This is a genomic window from Pseudomonas sp. 20P_3.2_Bac5, assembly GCF_025466035.1.
Classification (GTDB): domain Bacteria; phylum Pseudomonadota; class Gammaproteobacteria; order Pseudomonadales; family Pseudomonadaceae; genus Aquipseudomonas.
The window spans coordinates 64,131-84,451 of sequence record NZ_JANLOA010000043.1 but is presented as its reverse complement, the minus strand read 5'-3'; the positions used below and the strand labels follow the sequence as shown (position 1 = coordinate 84,451).

Genomic DNA, 20,321 nt, shown 5'->3' with positions numbered 1-20,321 from the left:
AATGAAGGCGATTGCAATGCTGAGCGCCGGCCTGGCCCTGTTGGGCCTGGCGACGGCAGCGGTCGCCGATCCGCAGGAATTGCGCATCGGCTACCAGAAGGGCTCCATCGCGTTGGTGCTGGCCAAGGAACATGGCCTGCTGGAGAAACGCTTCGCCGGGACCAAGGTGCAATGGATCGAATTCCCGGCCGGGCCGCAGATGCTTGAAGCACTGAACATCGGCAGCCTGGACGTGGGTTCGACCGGTGATATCCCGCCGCTGTTCGCCCAGGCGGCGGGCGCCGATCTGGTGTACATCGGCGCCGAGCCGGCCAAGCCGTCGGCGGAAGTGATCCTGGTGCGCAGCGACAGCCCGCTCCAGCAGGTGACCGACCTCAAGGGTCGCAAGGTCGCGCTGCAGAAGGGCTCCAGCTCGCACAACCTGGTGCTGCGGGCGCTGAACAAGGCGGGCTTGAGCTTCAAGGATATCCAGCCGGTGTACCTGACGCCGGCGGATGCCCGCGCGGCGTTCGAGCACGGCAGCGTCGATGCCTGGGCGGTGTGGGATCCGTATGTTTCGCTGGCGTTGAGCGAAGGGCACAGCCGCAAGTTGGCGGATGGCGAAGGGCTGGGATTATCCGGTCCGGTGTACACCGCGCGGCGCGACTATGCGGCGCAGAACGGCGAGTTTATCCACAGCCTGCTGGACCAGCTCACCGCTGCCGAAGACCTGACCCGCAGTGAGCGGGACGCCAGCCTGAAGGTGCTGAGCAACTCGATGGGCTTGCCCGAAGCGGTGGTCGCCCGCTATGTGGATAACCGCCCGCCATCGCCGGTGCTGCCGATTACCGATGAGGTGATCAAGGCGCAGCAGGCGACGGCGGATCTGTTCTATGAGAACCGGTTGTTGCCGAAGAAACTGGATGTGAGGAAGGCGCTGCCCTGAGTCAGGGTTTCTCCCACAGGAACCAGGTTGGTCACAGAACCTGTGGGAGCCGGCCTTGCCGGCGATGAGACCATCACCAACAGCACGGCATTCAGATCGATCCACACCCCATGGGCTGTGGATAACCCATCAGAACGGCACATCCCCCAGGATCGTCGCCCGATGCATCACCCGCCGCGCCGGGCGGTAATCATCCACCGCGTAATGCTGGGTCACGCGGTTATCCCAGAAGGCCACGTCGTTTTCCTGCCAGCGCCAGCGAATGGTGAACTCTGGCCGGGTGGCGTGGGCAAACAGGAATTTCAGCAGCGCCTCACTTTCCGCCTCGCTCAGTTCGTTGATGCGGGTGGTGAAGCCGTCGCTGACGAACAGCGATTTGCGTCCGCTCACCGGATGCGTGCGGATCACCGGATGGGAAATCGGCGGGTTGGCGCGGCGGGTCGCTTCCCAGCGCTCCAGGTCCTGCGGCGTGGAACCGAAGCGGGCCAGCGGGAAGGACTTGGTGAAGTCATGGGTCGCGGTCAGTCCGTCCAGCAGGATCTTCAGCGGTTCCGACAGCGCTTCGAACGCGGCGATGCCGCTGGCCCACAAGGTGTCGCCGCCATAGGCCGGCAACTGTTTTGCGGCCAGTACTGCGCCCAGTGCCGGAGTCGGCAGGAAGGTCACGTCGGTGTGCCAGATGGCGTTGTCGCGCACGTCGGTGACGGCGGTGTCGAGCACCAGCACCTGTGGTGTTTCCGGCACGTTGGGGTAGATCGGATGAATGTGCAGGTCGCCGAACTGCGCGGCGAAATTCGCCTGCTGCTGCGGGGTGATCGGTTGTTCGCGGAAGAACAATACCTGGTGGGTCAGCAGCGCTTGCTCGATGGCATCGCGTGCCTCGGCGCTGATATCGCGGCTCAGGTCAACGCCACTGATTTGGGCACCGAGCGCGGGGCTCAGCGGGGTAATGATCAGGCTCATGTCTGTCTCACTAATACGGTTGTTCAGTGGCTCTGGCCGTGCCAGGGCACCAGCTTGCGTTGCAGGGCGCGCAGGCCCATTTCCAGGGCGAAGGCGATCAGGGCGATGACCAGGATGCCGAGCACCACCACGTCGGTGACCAGGAATTGCGCCGCCGACTGGACCATAAAGCCCAGGCCGCTGGTGGCGGCGATCAGCTCGGCGGCAACCAGGGTCGACCAGCCGACACCAAGGCCGATGCGCACGCCAGTGAGGATGTCCGGCAGGGCGCTCGGCAGGATCACGTGGCGAATCAGTTGCACCTTGCTCGCGCCCAGCGACAGCGCCGCGCGTAGCTTGGCCGGATCGACCGTGCGCACGCCGGTGGCGGTGGCGATGGCGATCGGGGCGAAGATCGCCAGGTAGATCAGCAGCACTTTCGACAGCTCGCCGATGCCGCACCAGATCACGATCAGCGGCAGGTACGCCAGCGGTGGAATAGGGCGGTAGAACTCGATCAGCGGATCGAGAATGCCGCGGGCGATACGGTTGCTGCCGATGGCGATACCGACCGGGATCGCGGTGAGGATCGCCGCGCCCAGCGCCAGGCCAATACGGCTCAGGCTGGCACCGAGGTGCTGCCACAAGGTCGATTCCATGTAGCCCTGGGTCAGCAACAGCCAGGCCTTGCCCGCCACCGCTTCGGGCGAGGGCAGGAACAGCGGCTCGATCCATTCGGCGGCGGTCACCAGCCACCACACCAGCAGCAGGGCGCCGAGGGTCAGGCCGCTGATCCAGCGGGTGCTCAGGGAGCGCCGTGCCTTGAGCGGGCGCGACGCGGTGGAAGGTTTGGCCGTCACCGGCAGTTCCAGACTGCTCATGCGAACTCCTGCCGCCCGGCGGCGCTGCGTTGAGAAAAGACCCGCGACAGCACGTGCTCGCGGGTTTCGATAAAGCGTGGATCGGACTTGATCGAACGCGCTGATTCACCGGCGGCGTAGCGCTGGCCGAAGTCCAGGTGCAGACGCTCGACCACGCGGCCGGGGTTGGGCGCCAGCAGGATCAGGTCGGTGGCGAGGAACACCGCTTCTTCGATGTCGTGGGTAATCAGGAACACCGGCTTGGCGGTGCGTTGCCAGACCTGCAACAGCAGCTCTTGCATCTGTTCGCGGGTGAAGGCATCGAGGGCGCCGAAGGGCTCGTCCATCAGCAGCACCCGTGGATCGGCGGCCAGCGCGCGGGCCAGGCCGACGCGCTGTTTCTGGCCACCGGACAACTGCCAGATACGCCGCGCGGCGAAATCGGCGAGGTCCACCAGGGCGAGCATTTCCCGCGCCTTCTGGTCCCGCTGCGCACGGGACACGCCGGCCAGTTCCAGGCCGAAGCCGACGTTGGCCAGCACATCCTGCCAGGGCAACAGGGCGTCGTCCTGGAACACCACGCCGCGTTCGGCGCTCGGCCCTTGCACCGGCACGCCGTCGAGGGTGATGCGCCCGGCGCTCGGGCTGACGAAGCCGGCGATCAGGTTGAGCAGCGAGGTCTTGCCGCTGCCGGACGGGCCGAGGGCCACCAGCAATTGCTGCGGGCCCAGGCTCAGAGAAATGTCGGACAGCACAGGCTCGGCGGCGCCGGGGTACTGTGCGCTGATGCGCTCCAGTTGTAACAGGGCCATGACGACTCCGTGACTCAGTTGGTGATGAACGACGCGCTGACGTACGGCGAGTAATCCGGCAGCACGGCCTCGACCTTGCCTTGTTCCTTGAGGAAGGTGGCGGTGTCGGTGATGGCCTTGGTGGTCGGCGCGCCGAGGGCGGCAACCTGGTCGGCGGCCAGCGGGAACACGTTGCCTTGCAGCAGGGCCGGAATGTCGCTGGCCTTGGCGCCGGACAGCTTCACCAGCTTGTCGACGTTGCTCTTGTCCGCGAGCCAGGCTTGCGGGTCTTTGCGGTAATCGGCGTAGGCATCGAGGGTCACTTTGGCGAAGGCCTTGACCACTTCAGGGTGCTTGGCGGCGAAGTCCTTGCGCACGATCCAGGCGTCGAAGGTCGGCGCGCCTTTCTTCGCCAGTTCGCCGGAGGTGATGAGCACCTTGCCGTTCTCCTTGGCCACGCCCAGGGCCGGATCCCAGACGTAGGTGGCGTCGATGTCGCCGCGCTTCCACGCAGCAGTGATTGCTGGTGGCGCGAGGTTGAGGATCTGCACTTTGGCCGGGTCGATGTTCCACTGCTTCAGCGCGGCCAGCAGGCTGTAGTGACCGGTGGACACGAAGGGCACGGCGATCTTCTTGCCGACCAGGTCCTGGGGCGAATTGATGCCGGCGCCATCGCGGGCGACCAGGGCTTCGGCGGCGCCGATTTCGGTGGCGATCAGGAAGGTTTCCACCGGCAGCTTGCGGGTCGCTGCGGCGGCCAGCGGGCTGGAACCGAGGTAGCCGATCTGCACGTCTCCGGAGGCTACGGCGGTGATCACGTCAGCGCCGTTGTCGAATTTGCGCCAGTCGATGCTGGCCTTGCTGGCTTGCTCATAACGGCCATCGACCTGGGCGACTTTGGCCGGATCGACGGTGGTCTGGTAGGCGACGGTAAGGTCCGCGGCCTGGACGAAAAACGCAGCACCGGCCAGGGCCAGGGCGGAGAACAGGCGCAGTGGGGCAAAGAAGGTCATGTTGAACTCCTGGTCAGGCGGAATAGGGTGGGAAGTGGTGAAAGACTAATTGATCTAAGAAATCGTAAATAAATAACTTTTTCGAATTAGCTTAGGAGACAAAGAAAGGGAGGCGCCCTTCGCGAACAAACTCGCTCCTACAAAGCGCTGAATCTGTAGGAGCGAGCTTGCTCGCGAAGGGCCTGGAATCAGGTGTCAGCCGTTTCTATGGGAAGCTGGCCGGGCTTACTGCACGAACTTCGCACTCACAAACGGCGAATAATCCGGCAGCACCGTCTCCACCTTGCCTTGCTCCTTGAGGAATTTCGCCGTCTCGGCAATGGCGGCAGGTGTCTGGTTCTGCAGCAGCGCCGGTTGTGCCTGGGCATCGGGGAACGCGGAGCCGGCGAGCAACTCAGGAACGTCCGCCGGGTTGGCGCCGGTCAGCTTGGCGATCTTCTGCACGGGCAGCGAATCCGCCGTCCACTGCGCCTTGTTGGCGGTGTAGTCGGCGAAGGACTGCAAGGTGACCTTGGCGAATTTGGCAACCACGTCCGGGTGCTTCTCGGCGAAGTCCTTGCGCGCGACCCACACCTCGAACGTCGGCGCGCCCCAGCCACCCACTTCGGCGGCGTCGGTCAGGGTCTTGCCGGTCTTGCGGATTTCGCCCAGCGCGGGCGACCAGACAAAGGCGCCGTCGATGTCGCCACGCTTCCACGCCGCGGCAATTTCTGCGGGTTGCAGGTTCACCACCTTCACCTGGCGGGTATCGAGGTTCCAGTGCTTCAGCGCGCCGAGCAGGCTGTAGTGCGAGGTGGACACGAACGGCGTGGCGATGGTCTTGCCCACCAGGTCCTGCGGGCTGTTGATGCCGCTGCCGTTGCGCACCACCAGAGCTTCAGCGGCGTTGATCTGCGCCGAGACGACAAAGGCCACGATCGGCAGCTTGCGTGACGCTGCCGCCGCCAGCGGGCTGGAACCGAGGTTGCCGATCTGCACGTCGCCCGAGGCGATGGCGGTGACCACTTCCGGGCCGCTGTTGAAGCGGCGCCAGTCGATTTTCTCGCCGATGGCCTGCTCGTAGGCGCCGTCAGCCTGGGGGACTTTACTGGGATCGATGCCGGTCTGGTAGCCGACGGTGATTCCGGCGGCGTGGCTGACCAGGGTCAAGCCGGTGAGGGCGAGGGCGGTAAATAATCGGAGCGGGAGCGAGGGCTTCATGATGGCCATTTCCAGAGAGGGAAGGCCATAAAACTAATTGATCTAAAAAGCTTTAGATAAATACGTTTTGGTAATTAGCTTATGTATGAATGCTTTGTGAAAATTTCGTGAGATATTCCGAAAAAATCTTAAAAAAACACAAATAATTCTTTTTGGATTTATCAAATTGTCATTATCCTTCGACCCCAGCGCGACGCATTAGACCAAAGTCGCGAAACGAATAGTTACGATTGACTTGATAGTCACCCTTTGGTGCTAATCGACCATCGACGGCGAGCAGGACGACAGATCCTGCCGTCAACGAACCACAAGAATTAGAAACGATAGGAGCAATTCATCTATGAAGAAGTCGACCCTGACTCTTGCCGTGGCCCTTGGGGTTTTGGCCCAGCAAGCAGGCGCTGCCGGTTTTATCGAAGACAGCAAAGCCACTCTGAAGCTGCGTAACTTCTATATCGACAGCAACAACCGCGATACCGATGGCGGCAACACGCAGCGCGAGTGGGGCCAAGGCTTCCAGCTCGACTACACCTCCGGCTTCACTCAAGGGACCGTCGGCTTTGGTGTCGACGCGATCGCCCTGTACGGGGTCCGTCTCGATTCGAGCAAGGCTCATCACGGCAACCCGACCAGCGCCAACTACGGCGGTATTGTTTTCCCGACCGAGAGCAACGGCGAGGCCGTAAACGACTTCGCCAGCCTGGGCGCTGCCGCCAAGGTCAAGATCTCCCAGACCGAACTGCGCTACGGCACCCTGCTGCCGAAGCTGCCAGTCATCTCCTACAACGATGGTCGTCTGCTGCCGCAAACCTTCGAAGGTGGCCAGATCACTTCGAACGAGATCAAGGACCTGACCCTGATCGCCGGCCAGATCGAGCACGTGAAGGGCCGTAACTCCTCGAACAACGAAGGGTTGTCCATCGCTGGCGCCAACAACGCACGTACCGGTGAGTTCAGCAACCAGTTCCGCTATGCCGGTGCTGACTACAAGGTCACCAAAGACCTGCTGCTGCAGTACTACTACGGCAACCTGGAAGACTTCTACAAACAGCACTTCCTGGGTGCCGTGCATAACTGGGCAATCGGCCCTGGCGTACTGAAGTCTGACTTCCGCTACTTCCACAGCACCGATGATGGTGCCAACGGCCATGACTCTGCCTATTACACCAATGGCTGGTACGGCAATAACGTCATCAAGGGCAAGGTCGATAACGACCTGTACAGCGCCCTGTTCCTGTACACCGTTGCTGGCCACACCTTTGGCGGTGGCTACCAGTACAGCAAAGGCGACAGTGACTTCCCTTGGCTGAACCAGGGTGACGGCTCGTCCAACTACACCATCACCGACTCGCAGATCCAGAAGTTCGGTCGTGCCGGTGAGCGTACCTGGCAGGCTCGCTACTCCTACGATTTCGCCAAGGTCGGTCTGGCGGGTGCAACCGCTGGTGTCACGTACCTCAAAGGCGACGATTTCGAGACCCGTGCTGGTAACGGCAAAGAGTGGGAACGCGATATCACCCTGGCCTACGTAGTGCCGGAAGGCACCCTGAAGGGTCTGGGCGTCATGTGGAAAAACGCCGCATGGCGTAGCGACCTGACCAGCGCCAACCACGCTCAAGACGAAAACCGTCTGATCCTCAGCTACTCCATCCCGCTGCTGTAACCCGCCGCGAGATACATCAACGCCCGCCCGGCTTCACGCCGCGCGGGCGTTGTTTTGTCTGCAATTCGTTATTTCTTTCAGGTCTAAATAAATCAATATTTATTCTTTTTAATTCGGCGCAACCACAGGCACAGTGAAGCCATAACGCACTTAGCCCAAGGAGCCGCACCATGAGCCTCAGACTCGGCGATATCGCCCCCGACTTCGAACAGGATTCCAGCGCCGGCAAGATCCGCTTCCACGAGTGGCTCGGCGATAGCTGGGGCGTGTTGTTCTCGCACCCGGCCGACTTCACCCCGGTGTGCACCACGGAACTGGGCTTTACCGCCAAGCTGAAAGAGCAATTCGCCGAGCGCGGCGTCAAGGCCATCGCGCTGTCCGTCGACCCGGTCGATTCCCATCACCGCTGGATCGAAGACATCAACGAAACCCAGAACACCACGGTCAACTTCCCGATCCTGGCCGACGCCGATCGCAAAGTGTCCGACCTCTATGACCTGATCCACCCCAACGCCAGCGACACCCTGACGGTGCGTTCCCTGTTCGTGATCGATCCGAACAAGAAGATCCGTCTGACCATCACCTACCCGGCCAGCACCGGCCGCAACTTCCACGAAATCCTGCGGGTGATCGACTCGTTGCAGCTCACCGACAACCACAAGGTCGCGACCCCGGCCAACTGGCAGGACGGTGATGAAGTGGTGATCGTGCCGTCGCTCAAGGACGAAGAAGAGATCAAACGCCGCTTTCCGAAGGGCTATCGCGCGGTCAAGCCCTACCTGCGCCTGACCCCACAGCCCAACCGCTGACAGACCGTTTTCATCGTAGTGCTTTAGCCATCGCAGGGATTTTCGGGCCGTTTCGACGGCCCTTTTTTTTGCCTGAAGAAACCAATTCGGGCCCTTCGCGAGCAAGCTCGCTCCTACAGAGACGGTGATGAATCTGTAGGAGCGAGCTTGCTCGCGAATGGCCGCAAAGCGGCCCCAGCTCTTACTTGCTGGCAGTCAGCGCGTTATAGCTGGTCATCAAATTCCGGTAATCCGGAATGTGATTCGAGCACAGTGCCGCCAGCCCTTCGACATCGTTGCGCCAGTCGCGGTGCAGCTCACAGGCCACGCCGAACCAGGTCATCAGTTGCGCACCCGCCGAACTCACACGATTCAGCGCTGCATCACGGGTCATCTCGTTGAAGGTGCCGGAAGCATCGGTCACCACAAACACTTCAAATTCTTCTTCCAGAGCCGACAGCGCCGGGAACGCCACACACACCTCGGTTACCACACCGGCAATGATCAGTTGCTTCTTCCCGGTAGCTTTCACCGCTTTCACGAAGTCCTCGTTGTCCCAGGCGTTGATCTGGCCAGGGCGAGCGATGTACGGGGCATCCGGGAACAGTTCTTTTAGCTCGGGTACCAGCGGGCCGTTGGGGCCTTGTTCGAAGCTGGTGGTGAGGATGGTTGGCAGGTTGAAGAACTTGGCCAGATCCGCCAGGGCCAGGACGTTGTTCTTGAAGCGGTCCGGCTCGATATCGCGCACCAGGGACAGCAGGCCAGCCTGGTGATCCACCAGCAGGACAGCGGCGTCGTCTTTGTTCAGGCGGTTGTATTTGAATGCGGTCATGGTCGTTGCTCCTGAGGTTCTGATCTTCGTAAGGGGTGGTGTTTCGCGTTGATGGGAGAAGATTAAATTCAGAACCTTTGGCGCGGTAGCTAGTGAAAACTGGCTTTAGCGTTCCTTATTCAGAACGATAGAGTGTGCACAGGTACAGCAGTGACAACTCGCGGTCTGGCATAAAGCCCATATCTCTAAATCACATAAACAAATGAAAAAATATGATTTATCGATATATATACCCACCTGTTAAGGTCACCCCATTCCAGCGAGCACACTAACTCGCGGCCCTTCAGAACAGTTCTAAGGAAGCGCTTTCCATGTTGGTCGTTTCTATTGGTGGTAGCCCCAGCCTGCGGTCACGTTCCGGTGTGCTGCTCGATCGCTCCCGGGACTGGCTGCAAGGCCAGGGTGTGGAAGTGGTGACGTTCCAGGTACGGGACTTCCCGGCCGAGGACCTGCTTCACGCTCGCTTCGACAGTCCGCACGTGCAGCACTTCCAGCAGTTGGTGGAACAGGCTGACGGCCTGATCGTCGCTACCCCGGTGTACAAGGCGTCCTATTCCGGCGCGCTGAAAACCCTGCTCGACCTGCTGCCCGAACGCGCCCTGCACCACAAGGTTGTCCTGCCCATCGCCACCGGCGGCAGCATCGCCCACATGCTGGCGGTGGACTACGCACTCAAGCCGGTGCTCTCGGCCCTCAAGGCGCAGGAGACCCTGCAAGGGATCTTCGCCGACGACAGCCAGATCGCCTACGGCCAGGGCAATTCCCCGGCCCACCTGGCGCCTGCCCTGGAGCAGCGCCTGCACGAATCGCTCGACACGTTTCACAGCGCCCTGGCCCGTCGGCCACGGCCGGTGGCTCCTGGCGTCCTGAACGAACGCCTGCTCAGCGCCCGCTGGAGCATCTGAGCCGCGACACCCGTTTCATCGCGTCACCCTTCACCTTACTCGCCCGATAACGAGGCAAGCAGGTGCAGCCTGAACCCAACAGCAAAATAAGGAGAGCGCAATGCGCACTGTCATTTTGCGTCGTGGCCTGGTCGCTCTGTTTGCTGCGGCTGTGTCCTTCGGCGCCATTACTCAAGCTCAAGCCGAAACCCTGCGTATCGGTTATCAGAAATACGGCACCCTGGTGCTGCTCAAGGCCAAGGGCACGCTGGAAAAGCGTCTCGCCGCCCAGGGCGTGCAGGTGCAATGGACTGAATTCCCCGGCGGCCCGCAACTGCTGGAAGGCCTCAACGTCGGTTCGATCGACTTCGGCGTGACCGGCGAAACCCCGCCGGTGTTCGCCCAGGCCGCCGGCGCCGACCTGCTCTACGTCGCCTATGAGCCGCCAGCGCCGCACAGCGAAGCGATCCTTGTGCCGAAGGGTTCGGCCATCCAGTCGGTCAAAGACCTCAAGGGCAAGAAAGTCGCCCTGAACAAAGGCTCCAACGTGCATTACCTGCTGGTCCGCGCCCTGGAAGACGCCGGCCTGAAATACACCGACATCCAGCCGGTATTCCTGCCGCCCGCCGACGCCCGTGCCGCCTTCGAGCGTGGCAGTGTCGACGCCTGGGTCATCTGGGATCCGTACCAGGCTGCCGCCGAACAGCAACTGCAGGCCCGCACCCTGCGCGACGGCCAGGGCATCGTCGACAACCACCAGTTCTACCTGGCGACCAAGCCTTACGCACAACAGCACCCTGAAGTGATCAGCGCGCTGGTGGACGAGGTTCGTGCCGTTGGCGAGTGGTCCAAGGCCAACCCGCAGGAAGTGACCGATCAGGTTGCGCCGCTGCTCGGCCTGCCGGCCGACATCACCCTGACCTCGGTCAAGCGCCAAGGCTACGGCGCGCAGTTCCTGACCCCGGAAGTGGTCGCCGCGCAGCAGAAGATCGCCGACACCTTCAAGACCCTCAAGCTGATTCCAAAGCCGCTGAGCATCAAGGACGTGATCTGGACGCCACCGGCCAAGGTCGCCACGGCGCCTTGACGTTTTGCCCGAGCCGGGGCGCCGCCCCGGTCTGAGCCACCCTTAGGAGACAACTCCAATGAGCCTCAACGTTTTCTGGTTTCTACCGACCCATGGCGACGGCCATTACCTTGGCACCGCCGAAGGCGCTCGCGCCGTCGATCACGGTTATCTGCAGCAGGTCGCCCAGGCAGCGGATCGCCTGGGTTTCGGCGGCGTGCTGATCCCCACCGGGCGTTCCTGCGAGGACTCCTGGCTGGTGGCGGCATCGCTGATCCCGGTGACCCAGCGGCTGAAATTCCTCGTGGCCCTGCGCCCGGGGATCATTTCGCCGACCGTGGCGGCGCGTCAGGCGGCGACCCTCGACCGGCTGTCCGGCGGGCGTGCGCTGTTCAACCTGGTGACCGGTGGCGACCCTGAAGAACTGTCCGGCGACGGCCTGTTCCTCAGCCATGAAGAGCGTTATCAGGCCTCCGTGGAGTTCACCCGCATCTGGCGTCGGGTGCTGGAAGGCGAGACGGTCGATTACGACGGCAAGCACATCCAGGTCAAAGGCGCCAAGCTGCTCTATCCACCGATTCAACAACCGCGTCCGCCGCTGTATTTCGGTGGCTCGTCCGAGGCTGCCCAAGACCTGGCCGCCGAGCAGGTCGAGCTGTACCTGACCTGGGGCGAGCCGCCGGCCGCGGTCGCCGAGAAAATCGCGGAAGTCCGGGCCAAGGCCGCCAAGCTGGGCCGCACCGTCCGCTTCGGCATCCGCCTGCACGTGATCGTGCGGGAAACCAACGATGAAGCATGGAAAGCCGCCGAGCGCCTGATCTCGCACCTGGACGACGACACCATCACCCGCGCCCAGGCCTCCCTGGCGCGTTTCGACTCCGTTGGCCAGCAACGCATGGCCGCGCTGCATGGCGGCAACCGCGACAACCTCGAAGTCAGCCCGAACCTGTGGGCGGGCGTCGGCCTGGTGCGTGGCGGTGCCGGTACTGCACTGGTCGGCGACGGTCCGACCGTGGCGGCACGGGTCAAGGAATACGCTGACCTGGGCATCGACACTTTCATCTTCTCCGGCTACCCGCACCTGGAAGAGTCGTACCGCGTCGCCGAACTGCTGTTCCCGCACCTGGATATCGCGCGTCCGTCGCTGCCGCAAGAGCGGGGCTATGTCAGCCCGTTCGGCGAGATGGTCGCCAACGACATCCTGCCCAAAGCCGCGGCACAGGGTTGAGGAGCGCAGCATGAGTCGTTCTTCCTCAACCCCGTGGACGCAGCGCCTGGCCCCGTGGGCCTTGCCGATCGCGCTGCTGGCGATCTGGCAACTGGCGGTCAGCGCCGGTTGGCTGTCGACGCGCATCCTGCCGGCACCGAGCGCGGTAATAACCGCCGGTGTCGAACTGGTGCGCAGCGGCGAGATCTGGACCCACCTGGCGATCAGCGGCTGGCGTGCCGGCCTGGGCTTCGTCATCGGCGGCAGCATCGGCCTGGCGCTGGGCTTCATCACCGGCCTGTCCCGTTGGGGCGAGCGCCTGCTCGACAGCTCGGTGCAGATGATCCGCAACGTGCCGCACCTGGCGCTGATCCCGCTGGTGATCCTGTGGTTCGGCATCGATGAGTCGGCGAAGATTTTCCTGGTGGCCCTCGGCACGCTGTTCCCGATCTACCTGAACACTTACCACGGTATTCGCAACGTCGATCCGGCGCTGGTGGAAATGGCCCGCAGCTACGGCCTCAGCGGTTTCTCCCTGTTCCGTCAGGTGATCCTGCCGGGTGCGCTGCCGTCGATTCTGGTCGGTGTGCGCTTCGCCCTGGGCTTCATGTGGCTGACCCTGATCGTGGCCGAGACCATCTCGGCCAACGCCGGCATCGGCTACCTGGCGATGAATGCCCGTGAATTCCTGCAAACCGATGTGGTGGTCCTGGCCATCGTTCTCTACGCGGTGCTCGGCAAGCTCGCCGACCTCGCTGCCCGTGGCCTGGAGCGCGTCTGGTTGCGCTGGCACCCGGCCTATCAACCGAGCAAGGGAGACGGCGCATGACCATTCTCAAGGAGCAACCGCCACGGCTGCTGCGCGGTATTCCGCTGGCCGTGCGCAACGTCGAGAAGACTTTCGGTCAGCGCAAGGTGCTGCGTGACATCGACCTGCACATTCCGGCCGGACAATTCGTCGCCATCGTCGGTCGCAGCGGCTGCGGCAAAAGTACCTTGCTGCGCCTGCTCGCCGGCCTCGACCAGCCTTCCGCCGGGCAACTGCTGGCCGGCAGCGCGCCGCTCGCCGAGGCCCGCGAAGACACCCGCCTGATGTTCCAGGAAGCGCGCCTGCTGCCCTGGAAACGGGTGATCGACAACGTTGGCCTGGGCCTGCAAGGCAACTGGCAGGAACAGGCACGCAAGGCCCTGGAGGCGGTCGGCCTGGCCGACCGCGCCAATGAATGGCCGGCGGCATTGTCCGGTGGACAGAAACAGCGTGTGGCCCTGGCCCGCGCCCTGATCCACCAGCCACGCCTGCTGCTGCTGGACGAACCGCTGGGGGCGCTGGATGCCCTGACCCGGATCGAAATGCAGCAACTGATCGAAGACCTCTGGCGCAAGCATGGCTTCACCGTGCTGCTGGTGACCCACGACGTCGCCGAAGCCGTCGCGGTCGCCGACCGGGTGATCCTGATCGAGGACGGTGAAATCGGCCTCGACCTGCACGTGGACATGCCACGGCCGCGGGTGCGTGGATCGCACCGCCTGGCCGCGCTGGAAACCGAAGTATTGAACCGTGTTCTTTCGGTCCCGGGCATCCCGCCCGAGCCCGAACCCGTAGCACCCTTGCCTACGCAACTGCGCTGGGCTCATTGACCTCAGAACCTACAAAGGAAGCAAGCAGATGACTATCAAAGCGATCAACGTGCGTAACCAGTTCAAGGGCACCGTTAAAGAAATTCTGGAAGGTCCAGTCCTGTCGGAAATCGACGTACAGACCGCCTCGGGCATCGTCACTTCGGTGATCACCACCCGTTCGGTAAAAGAACTGGAACTGACCATCGGTAGCGAAGTGATTGCCTTTGTGAAATCCACCGAGGTTTCCATCGCCAAGCTGTGATTTGTGTGGCATATCGCGAGCAAGCTCGCTCCTACAGAGACTGGGAACACCGATCCCCTGTAGGAGCGAGCTTGCTCGCGATTGCCTAACGCTTTGGCAAAAACGGCGGCAGATAAAGCCCCAGGTACGCCTCGAACACCCGCATCCCTTCCTCCGCCATCCGCGGCGTGATCTGCCCGTGCAACTGCATCGACCGGGCATACACCCGATCCCCCAGTTCCATCGCCAGGGCGAACACGTCCACGTCACGCGGCAGCTCCGGCAAACGGAAATGCTGCTCGAACAGCTTGTGCATCAGATCGCCCAGCTCGATATCGTGCTGACGGTCCGCCTGGGTCACTTCGCTCAAACCATGCTGGGCCAGGATCAACTGCCGCGCCGCGGCGTCCTCGTGGTAGATCTCCAGCATGCGCATTTCCACCAGCCGCGACAGGTCCCGCCAACTGTGCAGGGTCTGCGGGTCGATGGGCGCTTGCAGGCAGGCGCGGAAGGCGCTGTGCACGTCCGCGGTGAGGGCTTCGAGCAGCGCCGGGACGCTGGCGAAGAAGTGATACACGGACGAAGGCGGGATCTGCGCCCGCTCCGCCACGCTGTAGATCGACAGGCTGGCCACACCTTCGCTGGCCAGCAGGGTGCGGGCCGCGTCGAGGATCGAGTCGATCCGCGCCTGGCTGCGGGCGCGGGGTTTGCGAGGTGTGGTACCGCGACTCATATCAGTTGCTGATCGCCAGGATGCTGGCCTGGTAGGCGCCGACGAACAGGTCGAAGTCGCCGACTTCCTGTTTCTCCAGCTCGGCCTGTTCTTCCAGCGACTTGCGCGCCAGCGCTTCGAAACGCGCTTGCTCGTCCGCCGGCAGCGGCTCGCTACGCAAGAACTCGGCGTGGAGCTGGCTCTGGCGCAGGGAGAAGCGGGCGAAGCTTTCCTGATGTTCGGTCATGCTCGCCAGCACCTGCGCCGACGGCGTCAGCGACGGATCGTCGACCTTGGCGGCCTGTATTTGCAGGGCACGGGCGTGCTCGTCGCCGCCATGGGCACGGTCGAGCAGTTCGGCCAATGGCGCGATGCGTTCCAGCAACTCGCTGGCCCACACGTTCAGCTTGACCGGCTGGCCGTCGCGTTGCAGTTCCAGGCCAGGGCGGCGGCCCTGCTTGACCACATTGAGGAAGTTGTCGGTGCACTGGCCGCACTCGCCATTTCCCAGCAGCGGGCTTTCTTCCAGCGCGCAGAACAGCAGGAATGCATCGAGGAAACGCGCCTGCGGCAGTTCGACGCCGGTCGGCAGGAACGGGTTGATGTCCAGGCAGCGCACTTCGATGTACTGGATGCCGCGGGACACCAATGCCTGGATCGGCCGTTCGCCGGTGTAGGTCACGCGCTTGGGGCGGATGTTGGAGTAGTACTCGTTTTCGATCTGCAGGATGTTGGTGTTGAGCTGCACCCACTCACCATCCTGGTGCGTGCCGATCTCGACATACGGCGGATACGGCGTGGCCACGGCACGGCGCAGGCTGTCGGTGTAGCTGCTCAGATCGTTGTAGCAAGGGGTCAGGCCGGCCTGGGCGTTGCTCTGGTAACCGAGGTCGCTCATGCGCAGGCTGGTGGCCCAGGGCAGGTACAGGGTGTCGGCGTCGAAGGCTTCCAGTTGATGCGGGCGACCGCGCAGGAAACCCGCGTCCAGCGCTGGCGACGCACCGAACAGGTACATCAGCAGCCAGCTATAGCGACGGAAATTGCGGATAAGGGCGATGTAGGCCGACGACTGGAACTCGCGGTCGTCGCCGTCGCGGCCTTCGGCTTCACGCAGCAGCGGCCAGAGTTTTTCCGGCAGCGAGAAGTTGTAATGGATACCGGCGATGCACTGCATGGTGCGGCCGTAGCGCAGGGCCAGGCCCTTGCGGTAGACGTACTTGAGCTGACCGATGTTGGAGGTGCCGTACCAGGCGATCGGGATGTCTTCCTCGGCCGGCAACGGGCACGGCATCGACGGACTCCACAGGTACTCGCTGCCGAGCTTGCTGTAGGCGAAGCGATGGATGTTTTCCAGGCTTTCGAGGGTCTTCGCGGGATCGGCCAGCGCTGGCGTGATGAACTCCAGCAGCGACTCGGAATAATCGGTGGTGATCTGTTCGTGGGTCAGGGCGGCACCCAGGGCCTCGGGGTGCGGCGTCTGGGCCAGACGACCGTCCTCTGTCACGCGCAGGCATTCACGCTCGATGCCGTGCAGGCACTGCTTGAGCAGAGAGAGGTTGTCGCCCTGGCCGAGCAGGCTCAGGCGGCGGTTGAGAAGTTCGCTCAAGATGGATTCCTTCACACGTCAGTCGCCGCAATATGGGGGTGGAGGTGACGGTCTACAAGGGTGGACAGAGGAACTGGCGTTGTCGCCTGGTTTTCGCAGGGAGTCGGCAGCGCCCGCGCACTGCCGAAAGTACCGCAAATTGGGAGTTTTCGGCTAGATCTGTAGGAAAAGCGCCCGCGTGATGGCGGGCAAAGTTTTTACAGCGCGGCGAAGGTTCCTTGTGCCTTCGCCACCAGTTTGTCGCCCTGGAAGACGTCGGCGTCGAGCACCAGCGTGCGCCGCCCGGCGTGCAACACCCGGGCGATGCACAGCACCTCGCCCTCGCTGACAGCTCGCACGTAGTTGATCTTGCATTCCAGCGTCACGCTGCGCCGATCAAAGCCATGGCTGCTGGAGCAGGCCAGCCCCATGGCGATGTCGACCAGGCTGAAGATCGCGCCGCCATGCAGGAAGCCGCCGCGATTGCGCAAGTGCGGCTCCAGCGCCAGGGCCACCTCCGCGACGCCTTCTTCAAGGCGTTGCAGGCGGCAGCCCAGCAACTGGCTGAAGGCGCTCTGAACGATGTCTTCAGGCGCTTCCATTTACTTCTTCTTCAACTGCTTGGCGTTGGCGAACAGCGAGGCCATGGCGTTATTGGCAGGCGGCGGGGTTTCCTTGACCCGTGCCGGCGCACCTTGCTGGCGCGGCGCGGAACCCGGACGGCTGCCACGGGCACCATCGACTTTCTCGCCTGGGGTGTCGCTCATGCGCATCGACAGGCCGACGCGTTTGCGCGGGATGTCCACTTCCATGACCTTGACCTTGACCACGTCGCCGGCCTTGACCGCTTCACGCGGGTCCTTGATGAACTTCTCCGACAGCGCCGAGATGTGCACCAGACCGTCCTGGTGCACGCCGATATCGACGAAGGCCCCGAAGTTGGTGACGTTGGTGACCACGCCTTCGAGGATCATCCCCGGTTCCAGGTCCTTGAGGTCTTCGACGCCTTCCTGGAACTCGGCGGTCTTGAACTCCGGACGCGGGTCGCGGCCCGGCTTGTCCAGTTCCTGGAGGATGTCGGTGACGGTGGGCAGACCGAAGGTTTCGTCGGTGTATTTCTTCGGGTCCAGGCGCTTGAGGAAACCGCTGTCGCCAACCAGCGAGCGGATATCACGGTCGGTCTCGGCGGCGATGCGCTGCACCAGTGGGTAGGCTTCCGGGTGAACTGCGGAGGCGTCCAGCGGGTTGTCGCCGTTCATCACGCGCAGGAAGCCGGCGGCCTGTTCGAAGGTCTTCTCGCCCAGGCGGCTGACTTTCTTCAGCGCCGCGCGGGTCTTGAAGGCGCCGTTGGCGTCACGGTGGCTGACGATGTTCTGCGCCAGGGTCGCGTTGAGGCCGGAGATGCGCGCCAGCAGTGCCACCGAGGCGGTGTTGACGTCGACGCCGACGGCGTTCACGCAGTCCTCGACTACCGCGTCCAGGCCACGGGCCAGTTTCAATTGCGAAACGTCGTGCTGGTACTGGCCGACACCGATGGACTTCGGATCGATCTTCACCAGCTCTGCCAGCGGATCCTGCAGACGGCGGGCGATGGACACCGCGCCACGGATCGTTACGTCCAGGTCGGGGAATTCACGGGCGGCCAGCTCGGACGCCGAGTACACCGAGGCGCCGGCCTCGGAGACCATGATCTTGGTGATCTTGAGAGCGGGGTACTTCTTGACCAGTTCGGCGATCAGCTTGTCGCTCTCACGGCTGGCGGTGCCGTTGCCGATGGCGATCAGTTCCACCGAGTGCTTGGCGCACAGCGCGGCAATCACGGCGATGGTGCGGTCCCAGTCGTTTTTCGGTGCGTGCGGGTACACCGTGGTGTAGTCCAGCAGCTTGCCGGTGGAGTCGACCACGGCCACCTTGCAGCCGGTACGCAGGCCCGGGTCGAAGCCCAGGGTCGCGCGCGGGCCGGCCGGCGCGGCGAGCAGCAGGTCGTGCAGGTTGCGGGCGAAGACGTTGATCGCCTCGCCTTCGGCGTTGTCACGCAGCTCGCCGAACAGGTCGGTTTCCAGGTGGCTGTAGAGCTTGACCTTCCAGGTCCAGCGCACCACTTCGGCCAGCCATTTGTCGGCCGGGCGGCCCTGGTTGTTGAGGCCGAAACGCTCGGCGATCATCAGTTCGCATGGGTGCAAGGTGCCCGGCAGTTCTTCGCCGACCTTCAGCGCAGCGGACAGCACGCCTTCGTTGCGCCCGCGGAAAATCGCCAGGGCACGGTGCGACGGCACGCTCTTGAGCTGTTCGTCGTGTTCGAAATAGTCGCGGAACTTGGCGCCTTCCTCTTGCTTGCCGGCCACCAGGCGGGCACTGAGGGTGGCTTCCTGGGTGAGGAAGGTACGCAGTTTTTCCAGCAGGGTGGCGTCTTCGGCGAAGCGCTCCATGAGGATGTACTTGGCGCCTTCCAGCGCGGCCTTGACGTCGGCGACGCCCTTTTCGGCATCGACGAAGCGCGCGGCTTCGGTTTCCGGGGACAGTTGCGGGTCGTTCAGCAGACCGTCGGCCAGTTCGCCGAGGCCGGCTTCCAGGGCGATCTGGCCCTTGGTGCGGCGCTTCTGCTTGTACGGGAGATAGAGGTCTTCGAGGCGGGTCTTGGTGTCGGCCAGCTTGATTTCGCGGGCCAGTTCGGGGGTCAGCTTGCCCTGTTCCTCGATGCTGGCCAGGATGCTGGCGCGGCGATCGTCGAGTTCGCGCAGGTAGCGCAGGCGCTCTTCGAGGTTGCGCAGTTGGGTGTCATCCAGGCTGCCGGTCACTTCTTTGCGGTAACGGGCGATAAAAGGCACCGTGGAGCCTTCATCAAGTAGAGCCACGGCCGCCTCGACCTGTTGCGGGCGGACGCCGAGTTCTTCGGCGATGCGGCTGTTGATGCTGTCCATAAAACCACCTGACAAATTGTGAATGCTTGGGCCGCGGAGCCCGCGCCGCAGGGGCGCCGGAGCAAGGCGGCTCTCGGTGAAAAGCGGCGCATTATACCCAGCGCACCGGGCTTGCGGTGATAGCCGCTGGCCAGCTTGCAGGACCGTTCTACTGGCACATGGGGAAAAATCTGCTAACAATGCACACGGCACTGTCAAATGGCGGCTAAGCCATAATGCGCGCCGAGATTAAAGGAGCGACCCATGAGCAGCACTGCACAAACAGCCGAAGGCGAAAAAATCCTCATCGTCGACGATGACCCTGGCCTGAGCAGCCTGCTGGAGCGATTCTTCACCAGCAAAGGCTACCGCGCGAGGGCTGTACCGAACGTCGAGCAGATGGACCGCCTGCTGGCGCGTGAAGTCTTCAACCTGGTCGTCCTCGACCTGATGCTTCCCGGCGAAGATGGCCTTTCAGCCTGCCGCCGGCTGCGCGCGGCGAACAATCAGGTCCCGATCATCATGCTCACCGCCAAGGGCGACGAGCTGAGCCGGATCAAGGGCCTGGAGCTGGGCGCCGACGATTACCTGGCCAAGCCGTTCAACCCCGACGAGCTGGTTGCGCGGGTCAAGGCGGTGTTGCGTCGGCAGACGCCTTCGGTACCGGGTGCTCCGGGCAGCGAGGATGAAACCGTCACGTTCGGCGACTACGAGCTGTCGCTGGCCACCCGCGAACTCAAGCGGGGTGAAGAAGTACATATGCTCACCACCGGCGAATTCGCGGTGCTCAAGGCGCTGGTCATGCACGCTCGCGAGCCGCTGACCCGCGATAAACTGATGAACCTGGCCCGTGGTCGTGAATGGGATGCGCTGGAGCGTTCCATCGACGTGCAGATCTCGCGCCTGCGCCGGATGATCGAGCCGGATCCTTCCAAGCCGCGTTACATCCAGACAGTCTGGGGCGTCGGTTATGTGTTCGTGCCGGACGGTAATGCCGGCAAGTGACCCCTCGTTTCAGGGAGTGAGTCATCAACAGCAGGGCCACCGCAGGGTTGCCCTGCTTTTGCATGAAACGAAAGCCGTAAAGCCCGC

At 63.1% G+C, this 20,321-nt stretch carries 20 protein-coding genes; 10 read left to right on the top strand and 10 right to left on the bottom strand.

Annotation, left to right across the window (positions count from 1 at the left end):
- Nucleotide 1 precedes the first annotated feature (1 nt).
- On the top strand, nt 2–925 hold the full coding sequence (locus tag NTD88_RS07750) for a sulfonate ABC transporter substrate-binding protein (RefSeq protein ID WP_262153886.1): 924 nt from the start codon (nt 2–4) through the stop codon (nt 923–925).
- A gap of 129 nt (nt 926–1,054) precedes the next feature.
- Here the strand turns inward: NTD88_RS07750 and tauD are convergent, their stop codons facing one another.
- The 5 genes from tauD to tauA (NTD88_RS07725) form a co-directional block, all read right to left on the bottom strand.
- Entirely contained in the window at nt 1,055–1,888 is an 834-nt protein-coding gene (tauD, locus tag NTD88_RS07745) for a taurine dioxygenase (RefSeq protein WP_262153885.1), read from the bottom strand.
- A 23-nt stretch (nt 1,889–1,911) separates the two neighbouring features.
- Entirely contained in the window at nt 1,912–2,748 is an 837-nt protein-coding gene (gene tauC / locus NTD88_RS07740; RefSeq protein WP_262129752.1) for a taurine ABC transporter permease TauC, read from the bottom strand.
- Entirely contained in the window at nt 2,745–3,539 is a 795-nt protein-coding gene (gene tauB / locus NTD88_RS07735) for a taurine ABC transporter ATP-binding subunit (RefSeq protein WP_262153884.1), read from the bottom strand. Before tauB ends, tauC begins: the two co-directional genes overlap by 4 nt.
- A gap of 14 nt (nt 3,540–3,553) precedes the next feature.
- Entirely contained in the window at nt 3,554–4,531 is a 978-nt protein-coding gene (gene tauA, locus NTD88_RS07730) for a taurine ABC transporter substrate-binding protein (RefSeq protein ID WP_175652940.1), read from the bottom strand.
- 225 nt (nt 4,532–4,756) lie between these two features.
- Entirely contained in the window at nt 4,757–5,731 is a 975-nt protein-coding gene (tauA, locus tag NTD88_RS07725; RefSeq protein WP_095159522.1) for a taurine ABC transporter substrate-binding protein, read from the bottom strand.
- A gap of 340 nt (nt 5,732–6,071) precedes the next feature.
- Here tauA (NTD88_RS07725) and NTD88_RS07720 point away from each other — a divergent pair, with 340 nt between their 5' ends.
- Nucleotides 6,072–7,394 carry an OprD family porin gene (locus NTD88_RS07720; protein ID WP_262153883.1) on the top strand — a complete coding sequence of 441 codons (1,323 nt, stop codon included), beginning with the start codon at nt 6,072–6,074 and terminating at the stop codon, nt 7,392–7,394.
- A 170-nt stretch (nt 7,395–7,564) separates the two neighbouring features.
- Nucleotides 7,565–8,203, top strand: coding sequence for a peroxiredoxin (locus NTD88_RS07715; protein ID WP_095159464.1), 639 nt, complete (start codon nt 7,565–7,567; stop codon nt 8,201–8,203).
- A 181-nt stretch (nt 8,204–8,384) separates the two neighbouring features.
- On the opposite strand, the gene ycaC is transcribed toward NTD88_RS07715, so the two are convergent.
- Nucleotides 8,385–9,014, bottom strand: coding sequence for an isochorismate family cysteine hydrolase YcaC (ycaC, locus tag NTD88_RS07710; RefSeq protein WP_262153882.1), 630 nt, complete (start codon nt 9,012–9,014; stop codon nt 8,385–8,387).
- 311 nt (nt 9,015–9,325) lie between these two features.
- On the opposite strand from ycaC, the gene ssuE reads away from it, so the two are divergent.
- The 6 genes from ssuE to NTD88_RS07680 all read left to right on the top strand — a co-directional run bounded on the left by ssuE (nt 9,326) and on the right by NTD88_RS07680 (nt 14,053).
- A complete protein-coding gene (gene ssuE / locus NTD88_RS07705) occupies nt 9,326–9,919 on the top strand; it encodes an NADPH-dependent FMN reductase (RefSeq protein ID WP_095159466.1) in 594 nt (197 codons plus the stop codon).
- A gap of 100 nt (nt 9,920–10,019) precedes the next feature.
- Nucleotides 10,020–10,985 carry a sulfonate ABC transporter substrate-binding protein gene (locus tag NTD88_RS07700; RefSeq protein ID WP_095159467.1) on the top strand — a complete coding sequence of 322 codons (966 nt, stop codon included), beginning with the start codon at nt 10,020–10,022 and terminating at the stop codon, nt 10,983–10,985.
- A 58-nt stretch (nt 10,986–11,043) separates the two neighbouring features.
- Entirely contained in the window at nt 11,044–12,192 is a 1,149-nt protein-coding gene (gene ssuD, locus NTD88_RS07695; RefSeq protein WP_095159468.1) for an FMNH2-dependent alkanesulfonate monooxygenase, read from the top strand.
- A 10-nt stretch (nt 12,193–12,202) separates the two neighbouring features.
- On the top strand, nt 12,203–13,000 hold the full coding sequence (gene ssuC, locus NTD88_RS07690; protein WP_095159469.1) for an aliphatic sulfonate ABC transporter permease SsuC: 798 nt from the start codon (nt 12,203–12,205) through the stop codon (nt 12,998–13,000).
- Nucleotides 12,997–13,809, top strand: coding sequence for an aliphatic sulfonates ABC transporter ATP-binding protein (ssuB, locus tag NTD88_RS07685; RefSeq protein ID WP_262153881.1), 813 nt, complete (start codon nt 12,997–12,999; stop codon nt 13,807–13,809). Before ssuC ends, ssuB begins: the two co-directional genes overlap by 4 nt.
- A 28-nt stretch (nt 13,810–13,837) precedes the next feature.
- Nucleotides 13,838–14,053, top strand: a complete 216-nt coding sequence (locus NTD88_RS07680) for a molybdopterin-binding protein (protein WP_009400132.1) — start codon at nt 13,838–13,840, stop codon at nt 14,051–14,053.
- An 85-nt stretch (nt 14,054–14,138) separates the two neighbouring features.
- Here the strand turns inward: NTD88_RS07680 and NTD88_RS07675 are convergent, their stop codons facing one another.
- The 4 genes from NTD88_RS07675 to NTD88_RS07660 all read right to left on the bottom strand — a co-directional run bounded on the left by NTD88_RS07675 (nt 14,139) and on the right by NTD88_RS07660 (nt 19,250).
- Nucleotides 14,139–14,765 carry a TetR/AcrR family transcriptional regulator gene (locus NTD88_RS07675; protein WP_095159470.1) on the bottom strand — a complete coding sequence of 209 codons (627 nt, stop codon included), beginning with the start codon at nt 14,763–14,765 and terminating at the stop codon, nt 14,139–14,141.
- A gap of 1 nt (nt 14,766) precedes the next feature.
- Complete coding sequence (gshA, locus tag NTD88_RS07670) at nt 14,767–16,350, bottom strand: glutamate--cysteine ligase (protein ID WP_262153880.1); 1,584 nt, start codon at nt 16,348–16,350, stop codon at nt 14,767–14,769.
- Nucleotides 16,351–16,547: 197 nt separating this feature from the next.
- A complete protein-coding gene (locus tag NTD88_RS07665; protein WP_262153879.1) occupies nt 16,548–16,931 on the bottom strand; it encodes a PaaI family thioesterase in 384 nt (127 codons plus the stop codon).
- Nucleotides 16,932–19,250, bottom strand: a complete 2,319-nt coding sequence (locus tag NTD88_RS07660) for a Tex family protein (protein WP_262153878.1) — start codon at nt 19,248–19,250, stop codon at nt 16,932–16,934.
- Between the two features lie 243 nt (nt 19,251–19,493).
- On the opposite strand from NTD88_RS07660, the gene ompR reads away from it, so the two are divergent.
- Entirely contained in the window at nt 19,494–20,234 is a 741-nt protein-coding gene (ompR, locus tag NTD88_RS07655) for a two-component system response regulator OmpR (RefSeq protein ID WP_095159473.1), read from the top strand.
- Nucleotides 20,235–20,321: the final 87 nt, after the last annotated feature.